Genomic DNA, 16,237 nt, shown 5'->3' with positions numbered 1-16,237 from the left:
TCGCTGGGGCATTCGCAATTGCCGCCTCGCTGAACAGCGTGCGCGTCGGCGTCATGAACCAATAGAAGAACATTGCTGCGGTGAGCAGCCCGGATGTGACGAGGCAACCCGTCGCCATCAGTCAACTGAGACGTCGAATCCGCAATTCGAGGCCCCTCGTGGCGGTCATGTCGATCATCTTTTGTGCTTGGTCCATGTCTGGACGACTTCTCTCTTTCCTTTGCCTGAATCAAAATACAACCCCAAAAAATTATCGTTTGACAATGATTTATTATTATCGATCAATGTGACGGCCAACATAGGAGATCCTGCATTGTCTCGTCGCCTCGCCAAACTGGCTATCAGTCTTGTCACCTGCGTCGTCGCCATTCCCGCTGCATCGCCATCAACGGCCACGCCATCCACCTCCCGTGGCCTCATCTCAGTCGCTCAGGTGATGCAGATGCTGGAGAAGGCTCCGACCGATCGGACGGCGCAGCAAGTTCTTGCCGCCTACCTTGCCGGCGTAGGCGAGGCCGCCGGTGCGGTTGTCAGCATGGGCAACGCGACCTGTCGGACATCGTTACGCGTGAACGCAGGGAGTGTCCGCCAGGCCCTCAAGGCCGCTGCTGCGGGTCAAGACACAGCGGAAACGCCGGCAACACCCTTGATCGTCAAGGACATGCTCGATCGCGCCGGATGCAAACGTCAATGAGCCCCGTCTACCTACCCTCGCTCTCCGAACGTTATTTCCGTCGGATCGAAACCACGCGCAGACCCTGCAAATTCATCCTTGCCGGTCTTGGGGTGGCGAGCCTCGCAGCGTTTGGCATCCCCGCTCATGCGGCGGACTATCAGCCAGTTCACTGCGCTGTTCACGCTGCCTATGTGGGGTCGCCGCTGCATGCCCCCGTTGACATCACGGCGACCCCACCCGTTCCGAATAAAGCGCTGCCGGCGGAAACCACGCGTCGCCTCGACGTCACCTACGAGCGTATCCAAGCCTTTACAGCCGCGTCAGCGATTACGGCCGCGGTCGCCATACCTGGGAAAGGTCTATGGCAACAGACCAGCGCTCCAACAGATGCACCACGGCTGTTTTGGGCCAGCGCTGGAAAGACCTTCACTGCGGTCGTCATCCTGCAACTCGCTGAGGAGGGGAAACTATCCCTTGATGACCCGGTTTCACTTTGGGTGCCGGACGTACCGAATGGCGATGTTGCCACAGTCCGTGATTTGCTCGCCCACACCAGCGGGCTATTCAGTGCCAATGAGGATCTGAAAGCGCATGCTGATCCGCGCTATCGCGATCCGGCGGCGAACCTTGCGATTGCGCGCAGGCATGGGGCTATGTTCTGCCCAGGGGGACGCTGGCGCTATTCGAACACGGGCTACGACCTTCTTGGCGAAATTGTCCGGAAGGTCGATCACCGATCGATCGATGTAGCGATCACCACGCGGATCATTGCGCCGCTTGGGCTCACCTCGATGCGGGCGCTTGTTCCAGGTGGCGGAGCCATTGGTGTCGCACCACTGACGGCGGTACATGAAAAGCCTATTGACCCAAGCTGGGCTGGCGCGGCTGGTCCTATCGTGAGTGACGCGGCCGACATGACCCGCTTCTGGGCCGCTTTGCTCGGCGGACGCCTGTTGTCAGACGGCACGGTCCGGACGATGGCCAGGAAGCTCTACCCTATGTTCGATCCAGGCACCTATTATGGCTTGGGGATCATGGTCTTCGACGTGACCGATGATTCCCGGTCGATACGCTGGATCGGGCACGCCGGCGGCACCCCTGGCGCCAGCGCAGTTGTTGCCTATTCGCCTTCAGACAACGCCATCGTCGCGGTCGCTCTTACCGGAGATGCTGCGTCCGTCCCTGCCGCCAACCTGCTCCTGAAAGCGCTTGGGCCGCCAAAGTGAGTCAGCAATCGACTGAACGACGCACGTGCCATTTCCGCGATCCCCTCTGTCGTCCTAACTGCCATGACACCGCGCTGCCGAGGCCAGGCAGCGACAAGGCGGCGAGCACGACGGCCATGCTGCCGTGGCGATCGTCGAGGACAGGGTGAGGCGGCGCCTCGTCCGGGCTCGGTCGTCTCTGTCACCGGCATCCGTGGACGCCGGCGCTCAAGGCGGCCCGTGACCGCGGCGTGCTGAACCGCCTGCGATGTTCAGCGAGATCACCGAGGAGGGCGTGCGCTGGGCTCCGGCCAGCTGTCGCCCTCGCCGCTGGCCGAATATGGTTGGATCGTCGTCGCCACAGCCGTTGAAGAACTGGTTTTCAGGGGCGTCATCCGGACCCGGCTGGCCGAGCGTTGGGGGGGGGCCGCTTTGGCCATCGGCGTCACTTCAGTTGCATTCCTGCTCATCTATTTCCCCGGGTGGGTGCAGTTGGCCGCCATGCCCGTCGCAACGACGATGGCCTCGGTCTTTCTCATCGGCCTGGTCTGCGGCTTGCTACGCCATCGGACCGGAAGCTGTGGCCAGCCATAGCAGCCCACGCCGCGAACAATTTTGGCGCGTTGCTCTAGCCGCGGACAGTCTCGTCGCTGCCCACAGGCCACATCCATTTGTCTTTTTGTCTGTTGACCTCAATAGGGCTTGAGGTTTTACAGACGTGTCGGCACGAAAAATGGAAAGGCCGACATGAACTTCGATCTTGAACAGCCGGCGCCCCTCGTCGGCACTGCGACCGCAGCGGCCGCGACCAAACCCGCGGGCTGGGGCGATCTCTTCAGCGGCAGGCACGGTATCTACACATTCGCGCTTGCCGGCGGCGTCACGCTGCACGCCGTCAACATGTACATTGCAACGACGGCGATGCCGTCGGTCATCGCCGACATCGGCGGGCTCGACTTCTATGCCTGGGCAACGACCCTGTTCGTGGTCGCCTCGATCCTCGGTTCGGCGCTGACGGCAAAGCTGCTGAACGGCAGCGGGCCGCGCGGCGCCTATGTGCTCGCCACGTCGATCTTCGCCCTGGGCACGCTTACCTCAGCGCTTGCTCCCAGCATGCCGGTCTTGCTCCTCGGCCGCGCCGTCCAGGGCCTCGGCGGCGGCTTCCTGTTCGCGCTCGCCTATGCCCTGACCCGCATCGTCCTGCCGGAGCATCTGTGGGCAAGGGCCATCGGCCTCACCTCGGCCATGTTCGGCATCGCAACGCTGGTCGGCCCCGCCATCGGCGGCATCTTTGCCGAATATGGCGCATGGCGGCTCGGCTTCGCCTCGTTGCTGCCGTTCTGCGTTGCCTTCGCCATCGTCGCCTTCGTCACCTTGCCCAGGAAGAGCTGGGACACCAACGAACACGTCGCCGTGCCGTTCCTGCAGCTCGTCATGCTGACGGTGGCCGTGCTTGCCGTGTCTGCCGGCAGCCTGTCGGCGCAGTTGGCATGGAACCTCGCCGGGCTCGGCGCCGGCCTTGCACTCGTCGTGCTGATCTCCGGCGTCGATGCACGGGCCAGCGCCCGGCTCTTGCCGCGCGGCGCCTTCAATGTCTCGACGCCGCTGGGCGCGCTCTACCTCACCGTCGCGCTGTTGATGTTGGCCATACAGCCCGAGATCTTCGTGCCCTACCTGCTGCAGAACCTTCATGGCCAGTCGCCGCTCTGGTCCGGCTACATCGCGGCCGTCATGTCGCTCGGCTGGAGCATTGCGTCGTTCATGAGTTCACGCTGGCAGGCGCATGCCGACCGCCTGATGGTGCTTGGTCCACTGCTCGTGCTGGCCGGTCTCGTGCTGTTTGCGTTGTTCATGCCGATCCATGGCGGTGGCGACCGGTCGCTGCTCGTGCCGATCAGCCTAGGCCTGCTGCTCGTCGGGTTCGGCATCGGCGTCACCTGGCCCGGGCTGGTCACACGCATCTTCCAGAGTGCTCCGCCCAGCGAGCAGGATCTTGCCGCCGGCGGCATGACGACGGTGCAGCTGTTCTTCATGGCCCTCGGCACCGCCTGTGCCGGCATGGTTGCCAACTTCGCGGGCATTGCCGATCCGGGCGGAGCTGAGGGCGCCGCCAACGCCGCCGTCTGGCTCGGCACCATCTTTGCGATGGCGCCCGCGCTCTGCGTGCTCGTCGCACTGCGCGTCGTGCGCCTCACCGGACAGCGGGGCTGACACGCCAAAATCCTGCGGAGCGGTTCTCGACGATGCCGCCTTCGATACCTTGCGTCGGTCAGGCCTGGTCGATCAGCACCTGTTCCAGCCCGGATTCGGGCGCCGAGCAGATGCACAGGATCGTCGCCTCGCCGTCGCCGACCGAGACGTAGCCATGGCCCATGGTCGAATCGATGTAGACGCCGTCGCCGGCGGCGAGCCGCGTCGGCGCGTAGTGGTCGGTGTGGATCTCGATCTCGCCGTCCAGCACATAGGCGAATTCCTCGCCGACGTGACGGACCAGCGGGCCGAATTCGTCGAGCGAACGCGTATGGATCCTGGCGATGATCGGCACCATGCGCTTGTTGGTGAGATCGGTGCACAGATAGCGGTAGTCGTAGTTCCGCGTCGCCAGTTGCAGTGTGTTGGTGCCTGACACGATCGAGCGCCGCGTTCGCTCCACACCCTTTGCCGGCTCGACGTTCAGCAGTTCCGTGACCGGGATATCGAGCCCTGTGCAGATCTGCAGGATCTTGTCGTAGGTCAGCGACATCAGGTCGTTCTCGACCTTGGACAGCGTCGACAGCGCCAGCCCGGTGCGCTCGCTGACTTCCTGCAGCTTCAGCCCATGGCGTTGGCGCATGGCGCGCAGGCATTCGCTCAGTCGCGGTTGGTGGGTCACATGGCCTCCGGTCTTGGCGGCGTGAGCGGGTTCATTTTCTGAAAATGGCAGGGATTTAGCGTTTACGCAAACGACTTGACGTATCAAAAAAGAAATCTTACCGATTGCATCACAAAAAAGCGGGAACGGCAAAAGTTTTGATTTTGCAGGGTAGCTCCTGCGCTGCAGCACGCCCCAGGCGGACTGCCACGGCCACTGCGGGAGGGCAGGACCATGCGTTGCGACAGGCATCAGGACGGCACGGCATCGACGCCAGTCGAGATGCGTTGCGGCACCGTCTTTCCACGCACATCCGGCGCAGCGCCCAGCGCCGCCGGCAATCCAAAAACTGTAAGGGAGTGACCGGCATGACCAAGGCACCGGCCGATTTCGCCGCGCGCATCGATGCGCTGTTTCAGGATTTCACCGGCCCCGGCAGCCCGGGCGCCGTCGTCGCGGTCACCGAAAATGGCCGCGAGATCTTCGCCAACGCCTACGGCCTCGCCAATATCAACAATGCCGTGCCGATGGGGCGAAAGACGATCATCCGGATCGGCTCGCAGACCAAGCAGTTCACCGTCCTGCTGATCCTTATGCTGGAGGCCGAAGGCAAACTCAGCCTGTCCGACGAGGTGCAGAAGCACCTGTCTTACGTGCCGCGGCTCGAGCAGCCGGTGACGCTCGCGCAGCTCGCTTCGAACACTTCGGGCTTCCGCGACCATCTCGAAGCGATGATCTTCGCCGGCCTGTCCATTTTCACGCCCTCCGACCGCCAGACCGGTCGTGACGTCATCGCTCGCCAGGACGCGCTGAACTTCAAGCCCGGCAGCGCCATGACCTACTGCAATGCCGGCTTCTTCATGTTGTCGGAAATCATCGAGCAGATCGAGGGCGCGACCTTCAACGATGTGCTGCGCAAGCGCATCACCGGCCCGCTCGGCATGGACGACACCTCGCTTTTGATCCGCGACGGCGCGGCGATGAACCGGCTCGCCGCGCACTACACAAAGCGCGAGGAAGGCTGGGCCAATCTCAACTGGGGCCTCGACCTCGGCGGCGAGGGCGGCATGATCTCGACGCTCGACGACATGATCGTCTGGCAGCAGAACATGTTCGATCCCAAGGTCGGCACGCCTGACATGTACGAGCGCATGGCAACACCCTGCGTCTTCGACAATGGCGCCACAGGCTTCTACGGCCTCGGCCTCGTCACCGACGTCTATCGCGGCCGCCGCGCCGTCGGCCATGGCGGCACGGTTGCCGGCGGCAAGTCGGAATCGACCCGCTTCGTCGATGATGGCTTCGGCGTCGTCATCATCGCCAACAACGACCAGGTCGCCTCCTTCGCGCTCGGCCGGCGCATCGCCGACATCTATTTCGGCGACAAGGCCCCGGCGCCGATCGCACTCGCGCCTGGCCGCTACCGGCAGGAGGGCGGCGCCGACGTCTTCGAAATCGTCGCCAAGGACGGCGTCGCGACCTTCCTCAACGCCGGCGGCGTCGGCGGATTCGACTTCGGTCACCAGGGCGGCGCCAAGCCCGAGCGCGCCATCACCGACCTGGTGCTCAGCCCGCGCGCCGACGGCAAGCTCGACGGTGTCTTCTGCGGCACGCCGCGCCTCTACGCGCCGCTTCAGGCGGGTGCTGCAGCCGCGCGCCCGCTGGCCGGGCGCTATGTCAACAAGGCGCAGGACCTCGAGGTCGAGATTACGGGCGACGCCTCGAAGGGCGAGTTCCGCCTGCGTTCCGGGCTCGGCGCCATGGCAGCCCCCATCGTCGCAGCCGATGCCGACCTGTGGTTCCTGTTGCAGCCCGGTACCGATATGCGCCCCGGCCTGCCGTGGAACGCAACGCTGGCGGTGACTTCAGACGGCTTCGAAATGAACTCCGACCGCATCAAGAAACTGGCCTTCAAGCGAGCCTGATCAACCACTTTACGGCGAGGTCCACCATGTCCCTACGCACTCTCACCCCTGAACAGTTCAACGCCCTGGCGCGTTCCTATCTCAAGCAGGCGACGCTGACGCGCCGCGCCTTCCTCGGTGGCGCCGCAGCGCTCACGGCCACAGCCATGCTTGGTTTGCCCAGCAAGGCACTGGCCGAGCAGACCGGCGGCACGTTGCGCGTCGGCCGCTCGGAAGAGCCCGACACGCTCGATCCGCACAAGACCACGCTGTCGGTGTCGTCGACGACGATGGATATGATCTATGAGCCGCTGGCGCGCGCCGGCTTCGACGGCGAAGTGCTGCCCGGCCTCGCCGAGAGCTGGGCCTTCAGCAATGACAACAAGACGCTGACCTTCAAGCTCAAGCCCGGCGTCAAGTTCCACGACGGCACGCCCTGCGACGCCGAAGCCGTTGCCTGGACCGTGGCGCGCCATCTGGCGCCCGAGGCTGCTTCGCCCAGCGCCTTCTTCCTCGGCCCGCTGGAGCGCGCCGAAGCCGTCGACCCGCTGACCGTCGCCTATCACTTCAAGGAGCCCTTCGTCGCCGTCTGGGTCGGCCTGACGCTAGGCTATTCGGCACCGATCTCGCGTGCCGCCGTCGAAGCGGCGGGCGACCAGTTCGGCCGCAAGCCGGTCGGTGCCGGTCCGTTCAGGTTCGTGTCATGGTCGACCGACCGCGGCATGCGGCTCGAGCGCAACGACGACTACGCACCGGTCGCCGCGCTCGCCCGCGTCGATGCCGTCGAACTGTTCCACTATCCCGAGGATTCGACCCGCATCGCCGCCTTCGAAACCGGCGAGATCAACGCCATGTATGGTGGCGCTTCGGTGCCGCTCGACAGCGTGCGGCGCCTGCGCGGCAATGCCGACGCCATCATGATCGAGCGTCCGGCCCAGATGATGCGGGCGCTGGTGTTCAACCAGAAGCGTCCGCCCTTCGACAATCCGAAGGTGCGCCAGGCCTTTGCCCATGCCATCGACCAGAAGCGGCTGATCGCCTTTGCGCTCGACGGCTTCGCCGTGCCGGCGACCTCTCCGATTGCAAGCTCCATCTCGGGCTATTCGCCCAAGACCGCCGAACTCTCCTACGGCTACGATCCCGAAAAGGCCAAGGCGCTGCTGGCCGAGGCCGGTTTCGACAAGGGTCTGAAGGTTAAGCTCGTCGCCAACGACACGCCGGTCATCCGCCGTACGGCCGAGGTGGTCCAGGCGCAGCTGCGCGAGATCGGCGTCGAAATCACGATCGAAACGCTGCCGATCGCCCAGTGGGCGGCGATTACCGCACAAGGCGGGCAGGACATGGTCATCTCGACCTATTCCTACACCGACGCCGATATCGTCTACCCGGTGCTGCACACCAAGGGCGCGCTCAACCGGGCCTTCCACGAGAATGCCGAACTCGACGGCATGATCGCCGAGCAGCGCGTGACCTCCGATCCTGCTGCCAGGCAAGTCATCCTCGACAAGATCCAGGCAAAGGTCGTCACCGAGGCCTACTGGAAGCCGCTGTTCGAGCCGCTCAACTTCGCCGTCGTCGCCAAGGACGTCGTCGATGCCCGGATGAATCCCGGCGGAGAGCTGCGCGTCGACCTGCTCGGCATGGCCTCGTGACCCGCGCCGACGGATGCTGAGGCTGGTCGTATCGAGGCTGCTCTATGCGGCCGTCATCCTGCTCGGGGTCATCCTTGTGGTGGCCTCGCTGGTCAAGCTCGTGCCGGGCGATCCGGTCGACGTGATTGCCGCCGGCAATCCCGGCATGAGCGTCCAGGACATGGACACACTGCGCGAGAAAATGGGGCTGACGCGCTCCGTGCCCGAGCAGTTCGTCGCCTATCTCGGCAATGCCGTGCAGGGCGATCTCGGCACCTCTATCCGCCAGGGCGTCCCGGTCACCAGCCTGATCGCCGACCGCCTGCCGGCAACGGGCGAACTCGCTTTCTGGACGCTGCTCCTGGCCTTCGTCATCGCCATCCCGCTCGGCATCGTCACCGCACTCAGGCGCGACAGCTGGCTGGATTATGCCGGCACCTTCATCGCCGTTCTCGGCGTGTCGATGCCGGGCTTCCTGCTCGCCGTGCTGATGATCCTGTGGTTCTCGATCGAGCTGCGCTGGCTGCCCGCCTCGGGCTATCGCGGCTCGGCCCTTGCCAGCATCGGCCGCGCCGTCGCCGAACGCGACATCGGCATCTTCTGGAATGCTTTCCGCTACTTCATCCTGCCGTCGATCTCGCTGGCCTTTGTGCTGGTGGCGGTCAATGCGCGGCTGATCCACTCGGCGATGCTGGAAGTCCTGCAGCAGGACTATATCACCTTCGCCACTGCCAAGGGCGCACCGCGCCTCACCATCATCCTGCGCCATGCGCTGCGCAACGCGCTTCTGCCCATCGTCACTTTGGCCGGCCTGCAGATGGGCGCGCTTTTGTCGGGCACGGTGGTCATCGAGACGGTGTTCGCCTGGCCGGGCATCGGCCGCCTCGCCGTCGATTCCATCCATGTCCGCGACTATCCGATCATCCAGGCCGTTGTGCTGGTGTCGGCGGCGCTGTTCATCTCGCTCAACCTGATCGTCGACATCCTGTACCGCTTCATCGACCCGCGGGTGCGCAATGACTGAGGCCGTGATCGTCCCCGCTGCAGCGCGGCCTGCCACCGAGCGCCGCTTCCTCGGCAGCCTCGGCCGCAGCGCCAAGGGCCTGACCGGCCTGTTCCTGATCGCCATCGTCGTGCTCTGTGCGCTGTTTGCGAAATCCATCGCCCCGCACGATCACGCCCAGCAGGTCATCGAATGGCGCTACGCCCCTGTTGTCTGGCAGGAGGGCGGCTCGACCACCAACCTGCTCGGCGGCGACAATATGGGCCGCGACATTCTCAGCCGCACCGTCATGGGCGCGCAGGTGTCGATCCAGGTGGCGCTGATCGTGGTGTCGATAGCGCTCGTCTTCGGCTCGACGCTCGGGGCGCTTGCCGGCTATTTCGGCGGCATCGTCGACACCATCATCATGCGCATCGTCGACTTCCAGCTCGCCTTTCCGTTCCTGCTGCTGGCGCTGATCTTCATGGCCGTTCTGGGCGCCGGTTTCGCCACGCTGGTCATGGCCCTGGCCTTTGCGCTGTGGATCAATTTCGCCCGCATCGTGCGCAGCGAAACCATGCGGATCCGCACGCTCGATTATGTCGACGCCGCGATCACCATGGGCGTGTCGCAACTGCGCATCATCTTCACCCATGTCCTGCCCAACGTGCTGCCGGCGGTGCTTGTGGTTGCCACCCTCGACATCGCCCTGGTCATCATCTCGGAGGCAGCGTTGTCCTTCCTCGGCCTCGGCGTGCAGCCGCCAACGGCATCCTGGGGCGTGATGATCTCGGAAGGCCGCGACTTCCTCTACGAGCAGCCATGGATCGTCATTGCGCCCGGCATCGCCGTGCTGATCTCCTCGGTCGGCATCAACCTGTTCGGCGATTTCCTGCGCGACTATTTCGATCCCCGGCTGGAGCGGATGTGACCATGACGGCCTCGCCCTTGCTCTCCGTCCGCGACCTGACCGTCGACTATCCCAGCCGCAGCGGCCCGGTCCGTGCCGTGGGCGGCGTCAGTTTCGACGTCGCGCCCGGCTCGGTGCTCGGCGTCGTCGGCGAAAGCGGCTCGGGCAAGTCTTCCATCGGTTATGCGCTGATGGGGCTGACCGATGCGTCCCATGCCATTCTCGGCGGGGCGGTGACCTTCGAAGGCCGCGACCTGCTCGCTCTGTCCAGGCGCGACTGGCGCCGGTTGCGCGGCAACCGCATCGCCATGGTGTTCCAGGATGCGATGGCGACGTTGAACCCGGTCATGCCGGTCGGCGACCAGATCGGCGAGGTGTTCGGTTTCCACCGCCCCGACATGTCGCGCAAGGCGATCCGCGCTGCCAGCCTTGAGCTGCTCGAACGCGTCGGCATCCAGGACGCTGCCCGTCGAATCGACGCCTATCCGCATCAATTGTCGGGCGGCATGCGCCAGCGCGTGGTCATCGCCGCGGCGATCGCGCTGAAGCCTGCTCTGCTGATCGCCGACGAGCCGACAACCGCGCTCGACGTGACCGTACAGGCGCAGATCCTCGGGCTGATGCAGGAGCTGAGCCGCGAGCAGGGCATGGCGATGATCCTGGTCAGCCATGACCTCGACGTCGTCGGCGATGTCTGCGAGGACGTCGTGGTGATGAAGGACGGTGTCGTTGTCGAGGCGGGTCATGTCGACGACGTGCTGAGCCATCCGAAACATGCCTACACCATGCAATTGCTCAATGCGCGGCCAAGCTTCGGCGCCGGCCACACGCAGGCGGGGGCGGCCCATGGCTGATGACGTTCTGCTCGAAGTCAGCGGCCTTGTCCGCCATTTCACCCTGTCCGGCCGGCTATTCGAGAAGCCGCGCCAGCTCACCGCCGTCAACGACGTCAGCTTCACCATCCGGCGCGGCGAAGCCTTCGGGCTCGTCGGCGAAAGCGGCTCGGGCAAGTCGACGATCGGCCGCATCATCGCGCGGCTGACAGACCCGAGCGCCGGCTCGGTGACCTTTGACGGCGTCGACTGGCTGGCTTTGCGCGGCAAGGCCCTGCGCGACAAGCGCCGCGACGTGCAGATGGTGTTCCAGAGCCCCTATGCCTCACTCGATCCGCGCTGGCGCGTGCGCGACATCCTGGCCGAACCGCTCAAATCCTACACCGACCTCAAGGGCGCGGCCCTGACGACGCGCGCGGCCGAACTGATGCAGCAGGTCGGTCTCAACCCTGACTGGATCGAGCGCTTCCCGCACCAGTTCTCCGGCGGCCAGCGCCAGCGCATTGCCATCGCCCGTGCCCTGGCATCGGGCCCGAAGCTCCTGATCGCCGACGAGCCGGTGTCGGCACTCGACGTCTCCAGCCAGGCGCAGGTGCTGCAGCTGTTGCGCAAGATATGCAGCGAACAGGGGCTGGCGATGCTGTTCATCTCGCATGACCTGTCGGTCGTCGATCATCTGTGCCAGCGTGTCGGCGTATTGAACCACGGCGTGCTCGAAGAGGTCGGCCCGACGTCCGAAATTTTCCGCACTCCAAAGTCCGATTACACCCGCCGGCTGATCGATGCCGTTCCGGGCAAGAAGCGCCGCGCCGCCGAAAGGGCTGTCCATGCATGACATCGTGATCAAGGGCGGGCGCGTCATCGACCCCGAGACCGGCCGCGACGAAATTTCGGACATTGCCATTTCGGCCGGCCGCATCGCTGCCATCGGTGCCGATCTCGGTCCGGCGCTCGAGGTGATCGACGCAAGCGGCCTGATCGTTGCCCCCGGCTTCATCGATCTCCATGCGCATGGCCAGTCCGTGCCCGCCGACCGCATGCAGGCCTTCGATGGCGTCACCACCGCGCTCGAGCTGGAAGTCGGCGCCTTGCCGGTCGCCGGCTGGTACGAGGCGCAGTCAAGGACCGCGCGCCTGCTCAACTACGGCACGGCGTCGGCCTGGATCTTTGCCCGCAAGGCAGTGATGATCGGACTGGAGCTCAAGCCGGGCGAAGCGCCGATCACGGTGATGGGACGCGGCTTCGATGATCCGCGCTGGTCGACGGACGCTGCGACCGAAGCGCAGGCAGACGAGATCGTGGCACGTACCCGCCAGGGCATAGAGGAGGGCGGCCTCGGCATCGGCATTCCCGCCGGTTATGCGCCCGGCGCAGGCGCCAAGGAGATGAGCCTGATCTGCGATCTCGCCGCCGAAACCGACACGCCGACCTATACCCACATCGCCCAGATGTCGAACATCGACCCCAAGAGCTCGATCGAGGCCTATGTCACCTTGATCGGACTGGCCGGCGCCACCGGTGCGCATATGCACATCTGCCACCTCAACTCGACCAGCCTTCAGGACGTCGAGCGCGCCGCGGCGATCATTGCCAAAGCGCAGGCGCAGGGGCTCAGGATCACCACCGAAGCCTATCCCTACGGCACGGGCTCGACCGTCGTCAGCGCCGGCTTCTTCGTCGATCCGGCCTTTTCCGCCCGCACCGGCACCGGCTACGACGCCATCGAGCTTGTCGCCACCCATCGCCGCCTCGACGGCATCGACGATCTCAAGCAGGTCAGGCAGGCCGATCCCTCGGCGCTGGTGCTCTGGCACTTCCTCGACACCGAGGACAATCCGCGCCATCGCGCGCTGCTCGACGTCTCCGTCACCTATCCCGGCGGTGCCATCGCCTCCGACGCCATGCCATGGAGCCAGCCCGACGGCACTCCTTACGAAGGCGACGAGTGGCCGCTCGGAGCCGACAAGACGGCGCACCCCAGATCCTCGGGCACCTTCACCCGCTTCATCAGCCAGTGGGTACGTGAGCGCGACGCCATCCCGCTTGCCCAGGCGATTGCCAAATGCACGCTCATTCCGGCGCAAATCGTCGAGAGCTGCGCGCCGCTGTTCAAGCGCAAGGGACGGCTGCAGCCGGGCTGCGATGCCGACATCGTCGTCTTCGATCTCGCCACCGTCACCGACCGCGCCACCTTCGCCGAGATGAACCTGCCCGCTCAGGGCATGCGCCACGTGCTGGTCAACGGCCAGGCGGTGATCTCGGACGGGGTCCTCGACCAGGCGGCGGCACCCGGGCGCCCGATCAGGCGGGGTGACCGGTGAGCGTTCCAGTCCTCGTCGTCACCGGCTTTCTCGGTGCCGGCAAGACGACCTTCATCAACCAGTTGCTGCAACGTGCCGACGGCCGTCGCATCAGCGCCATCGTCAACGACTTCGGCGCCATCAACATCGACGCCGAGCTGATCGCGGATGCCGCCGACACCGTCGTCGGGCTGAAGAACGGCTGCATCTGTTGCTCGTTGCAGGGCGACCTTCTGCGTACCCTCAAGCTGGTGCTGTCCCAGCCCGTCCAGCCGGACCACATCGTCATCGAAGCCAGTGGCGTCGCTGACCCCAGGGGCATCACCGAAACGCTGATGGACCCGATCCTGTGGCACGATATCCGGCTCGATGCTGTCGTTGCCGTGGTCGACGCCGACGAGGTCGCCGCCAATCCGGCCCGCCTGCGCGACGAGCTCTGGCGCGCCCAGGTCGAGGCGGCCGATTTCATCGCCCTGTCCAAGACGAGGGAAAACTCCGATGAGGCACTGCGGGCGGAACTCGTCTGGCTCAACAGGACGCTGGTCTTCGAAACCGATGGCGATGCCTTGCCGATCGAGGCGCTGCTCGTCATCGACCGGCCGCAGCCGGTACCGGGCCAGGCCAAGGTCGGTGCATCGCGCTTCACCTCGATCGAATGGCAGTCATCAGGGCCGGTCGCGCTCGACCGCTTCCAGGCTGCCATCGACCGGCTTGCGCCCAAGCTCATCCGTGCCAAGGGCATCGTCAGTTTCGTCGAGCGGCCCGGACAGAGTTTCCTGCTGCAGCTCGTCGGTCGCCGCGCCACCTTGCGCCCGTTCCCGAAATTCGAGCCCGATTGCCGTCTCGTCCTGATCGCCGAGGCCAGCGTCCTCGACGCCGAGACGGCGCATGCCGGCCTCGCCGAAATCACTGCCTCTTAATTCGCAAGCGGAGTTATCCATCATGCGTGTGTTCAGTGCCGTCCTTGCGACCGAGACCAACACCTTCTCGCCCATCCCCACCGGCCTCGGCGCCTTCGTTTCCGGCGGCGACTACTATCCCGCCGGCCAGCATCCGGACCACATGACGCTGTATGGCGGCCAGCTCTGGGCGGCGCGCGAACGCGGCCGCCGCGAGGGCTGGACCTTGTTCGAAGGGCTGAGCGCCTCGGCCGAACCCGGCGGCACCACGACCCGGCACGCTTATGAAACGCTGCGCGACCAGCTGCTTGACGATCTGCGCGCCGTCCTGCCGGTCGACATGGTCTTGATGTCGCTGCACGGCGCCATGGTCGCCGATGGCTATGACGATTGTGAAGGCGACATCCTCGCACGCATCCGCGCGATCGTCGGCCCCGACACCGTCGTCGGCTGCGAGCTCGACCCGCACTGCCACATGACATCAGAGATGGTCGACAATGTCGACATCCTCCTGACCTACAAGGAATACCCTCATACCGACGTCTATGAATGCGGCGTCCAGCTCGTCGATCTCTGCCACCGTATCGCCACCGGCGAGATCAGGCCCAAGGCCGCGCTCGTCGACACCAGCATGGTCAGCCTGATCCGCACCACCACCGAGCCCGGCCTGTCGATCATCCGCGGCATCCGCGCCATGGAGCAGAAGGACAAGGTGCTGTCGGTGTCGATCGCGCAGGGCTTTCCCTGGGCCGACGTGCCTGAAATGGGTACACGCGTCGTCGTCTACACCGACGACAATGAGGACCTCGCGCAGTCGCTGGCGCAGCGGCTGGCCAACGACCTCTATGCCATGCGCGCCGAGATCGTGCCGCCGATGCCCTCGATCGACGAGGCGCTCGATCAGGCCCTTGTGGCACCCGCAGGCACGGTCGTCATCGCCGACACCGCCGACAATGCCGGCGGCGGTGCCGCCAGCGACTCGACTTTCTTCCTCGCCCGCATGATCGCGCGCGGCATCCCGGATGCCGTCATCGGCCCGCTCTGGGATCCGATCGCCGTTCGTCTGGTGTTCGAAGCGGGTGAGGGGGCGGTGCTGCCGCTGCGCGTCGGCGGCAAGGTCGGTCCGCGCTCCGGCGACCCGGTCGATGTCACCTGCCGCGTCGTCGCACTCAAGCGCGGCCTCGTCATGACCGGGCTTGGCGGCGTGCCGTCGCCGATGGGCGATTGCGCCCTGATCGACTGCGGCGGCGTCGAGGTGCTCCTGGCCTCCGAGCGGTCGCAGGCGATCGACACGGACCTGTTCAGCAATATCGGCTGCGACCTCGCCGACAAGCGGATCGTGGTGGTCAAGTCGACGCAGCATTTCCGCGCGTCCTACGAGAAGGTTGCCAGCGCCGTGATCTACGCTGCCTCGGAAGGCACCGTCACCTCCAATTTCGCCAGCTTGCCCTACACCAGGATCAAGCTGCCGAAATGGCCGGTGACCGCGTAGCCGCTCTGGAACAGCGGGGGATCTAGATCGCCCGCTGCAGCTTCTCGTAGCGCCTGACCAGCCGGTCCCGCTTCAGTTTCGACAGCCGCTGGATCCAGAACATGCCGTCCAACTGGTCGATCTCGTGCTGGTGGCAGACGGCGAGCAGGCCCTCCGCCTCTTCGGTGCGTTCGATGCCTTGGAGATCCTGATAGCCGATGCGCACCCGTGCGTGGCGCCTGATCTCGTCGGTCACGCCGGGCATCGAGACGCTGCCTTCGGTGTGCGGGATCGTCTCCTCCGAGGTCCATAGTATGCCGGGGTTGACGTAGGTCCGGGCGCTGCCGGGGCCTTCGAGCTCGAGCACCACCACCCGCCTGGCGATGCCGACATGCGGGGCGGTGATGCCGATGCCGGGTGCCGCGCGCATCGTGTCGAGCAGATCGGACGCCAGCGCGCGCAATTCGTCGTCAAAGGCCGTCACCGGCGCGGCGACGAGCTTGAGGCGCGGGTCGGGAAATTTCACGATTGGCCGGGTCGTCACGTCAGGTCTCCGCCTCGGGCAGCGCTCGGCA

At 65.3% G+C, this 16,237-nt stretch carries 15 protein-coding genes; 13 read left to right on the top strand and 2 right to left on the bottom strand.

The annotated features are described in order from the left end of the window. Positions 1-187 precede the first annotated feature (187 nt). From HNQ95_RS24175 to HNQ95_RS24160, 4 genes are all read left to right on the top strand, one after another. Complete coding sequence (locus HNQ95_RS24175) at positions 188-694, top strand: serine/threonine-protein kinase (protein WP_154386813.1); 507 nt, start codon at positions 188-190, stop codon at positions 692-694. Further along, positions 691-1,902 carry a serine hydrolase domain-containing protein gene (locus HNQ95_RS24170; protein ID WP_182575457.1) on the top strand — a complete coding sequence of 404 codons (1,212 nt, stop codon included), beginning with the start codon at positions 691-693 and terminating at the stop codon, positions 1,900-1,902. The genes HNQ95_RS24175 and HNQ95_RS24170 overlap by 4 nt, the downstream gene beginning before the upstream one ends. Before the next feature lie 279 nt (positions 1,903-2,181). After that, entirely contained in the window at positions 2,182-2,475 is a 294-nt protein-coding gene (locus tag HNQ95_RS34235) for a CPBP family intramembrane glutamic endopeptidase (RefSeq protein ID WP_182575487.1), read from the top strand. A gap of 153 nt (positions 2,476-2,628) precedes the next feature. Continuing rightward, entirely contained in the window at positions 2,629-4,092 is a 1,464-nt protein-coding gene (locus tag HNQ95_RS24160) for an MFS transporter (protein ID WP_083948658.1), read from the top strand. Positions 4,093-4,150: 58 nt separating this feature from the next. Here the strand turns inward: HNQ95_RS24160 and HNQ95_RS24155 are convergent, their stop codons facing one another. Further along, positions 4,151-4,753, bottom strand: coding sequence for a helix-turn-helix domain-containing protein (locus HNQ95_RS24155; protein WP_067964751.1), 603 nt, complete (start codon positions 4,751-4,753; stop codon positions 4,151-4,153). A 347-nt stretch (positions 4,754-5,100) separates the two neighbouring features. On the opposite strand from HNQ95_RS24155, the gene HNQ95_RS24150 reads away from it, so the two are divergent. From HNQ95_RS24150 to HNQ95_RS24110, 9 genes are read left to right on the top strand one after another with little or no spacing between them, the layout of a single operon-like run. Next, positions 5,101-6,657 (top strand): serine hydrolase domain-containing protein, encoded by a 1,557-nt coding sequence (locus HNQ95_RS24150; RefSeq protein ID WP_182575456.1) that lies wholly within the window; start codon positions 5,101-5,103, stop codon positions 6,655-6,657. A 26-nt stretch (positions 6,658-6,683) separates the two neighbouring features. Further along, positions 6,684-8,288 (top strand): ABC transporter substrate-binding protein, encoded by a 1,605-nt coding sequence (locus HNQ95_RS24145; protein WP_182575455.1) that lies wholly within the window; start codon positions 6,684-6,686, stop codon positions 8,286-8,288. A 13-nt stretch (positions 8,289-8,301) separates the two neighbouring features. Then, the gene (locus HNQ95_RS24140) at positions 8,302-9,291 is read left to right on the top strand and encodes an ABC transporter permease (RefSeq protein WP_182575454.1); all 990 of its coding nucleotides are present in this window, start codon (positions 8,302-8,304) and stop codon (positions 9,289-9,291) included. Further along, the gene (locus HNQ95_RS24135) at positions 9,284-10,180 is read left to right on the top strand and encodes an ABC transporter permease (RefSeq protein WP_182575453.1); all 897 of its coding nucleotides are present in this window, start codon (positions 9,284-9,286) and stop codon (positions 10,178-10,180) included. The genes HNQ95_RS24140 and HNQ95_RS24135 overlap by 8 nt, the downstream gene beginning before the upstream one ends. A gap of 2 nt (positions 10,181-10,182) precedes the next feature. Beyond that, positions 10,183-11,013: an ABC transporter ATP-binding protein gene (locus tag HNQ95_RS33790; RefSeq protein WP_182575452.1), complete on the top strand. Its 831-nt coding sequence runs from the start codon at positions 10,183-10,185 to the stop codon at positions 11,011-11,013. After that, positions 11,006-11,827 (top strand): ATP-binding cassette domain-containing protein, encoded by an 822-nt coding sequence (locus HNQ95_RS33785; protein WP_182575451.1) that lies wholly within the window; start codon positions 11,006-11,008, stop codon positions 11,825-11,827. The genes HNQ95_RS33790 and HNQ95_RS33785 overlap by 8 nt, the downstream gene beginning before the upstream one ends. Next, positions 11,820-13,313, top strand: coding sequence for an amidohydrolase family protein (locus HNQ95_RS24120; protein ID WP_182575450.1), 1,494 nt, complete (start codon positions 11,820-11,822; stop codon positions 13,311-13,313). Before HNQ95_RS33785 ends, HNQ95_RS24120 begins: the two co-directional genes overlap by 8 nt. After that, positions 13,310-14,212, top strand: a complete 903-nt coding sequence (locus HNQ95_RS34110; protein WP_182575449.1) for a CobW family GTP-binding protein — start codon at positions 13,310-13,312, stop codon at positions 14,210-14,212. The genes HNQ95_RS24120 and HNQ95_RS34110 overlap by 4 nt, the downstream gene beginning before the upstream one ends. Positions 14,213-14,234: 22 nt before the next feature. Next, positions 14,235-15,683 carry a M81 family metallopeptidase gene (locus HNQ95_RS24110; RefSeq protein WP_182575448.1) on the top strand — a complete coding sequence of 483 codons (1,449 nt, stop codon included), beginning with the start codon at positions 14,235-14,237 and terminating at the stop codon, positions 15,681-15,683. Between the two features lie 22 nt (positions 15,684-15,705). Here the strand turns inward: HNQ95_RS24110 and HNQ95_RS24105 are convergent, their stop codons facing one another. After that, positions 15,706-16,206 (bottom strand): peptide deformylase, encoded by a 501-nt coding sequence (locus tag HNQ95_RS24105; protein ID WP_182575447.1) that lies wholly within the window; start codon positions 16,204-16,206, stop codon positions 15,706-15,708. Positions 16,207-16,237 lie beyond the last annotated feature (31 nt).

Origin of the sequence: Aminobacter ciceronei, from assembly GCF_014138625.1 — a bacterium.
Classification (GTDB): domain Bacteria; phylum Pseudomonadota; class Alphaproteobacteria; order Rhizobiales; family Rhizobiaceae; genus Aminobacter; species Aminobacter ciceronei.
This window is presented reverse-complemented; position numbering and strand designations above follow the sequence as displayed.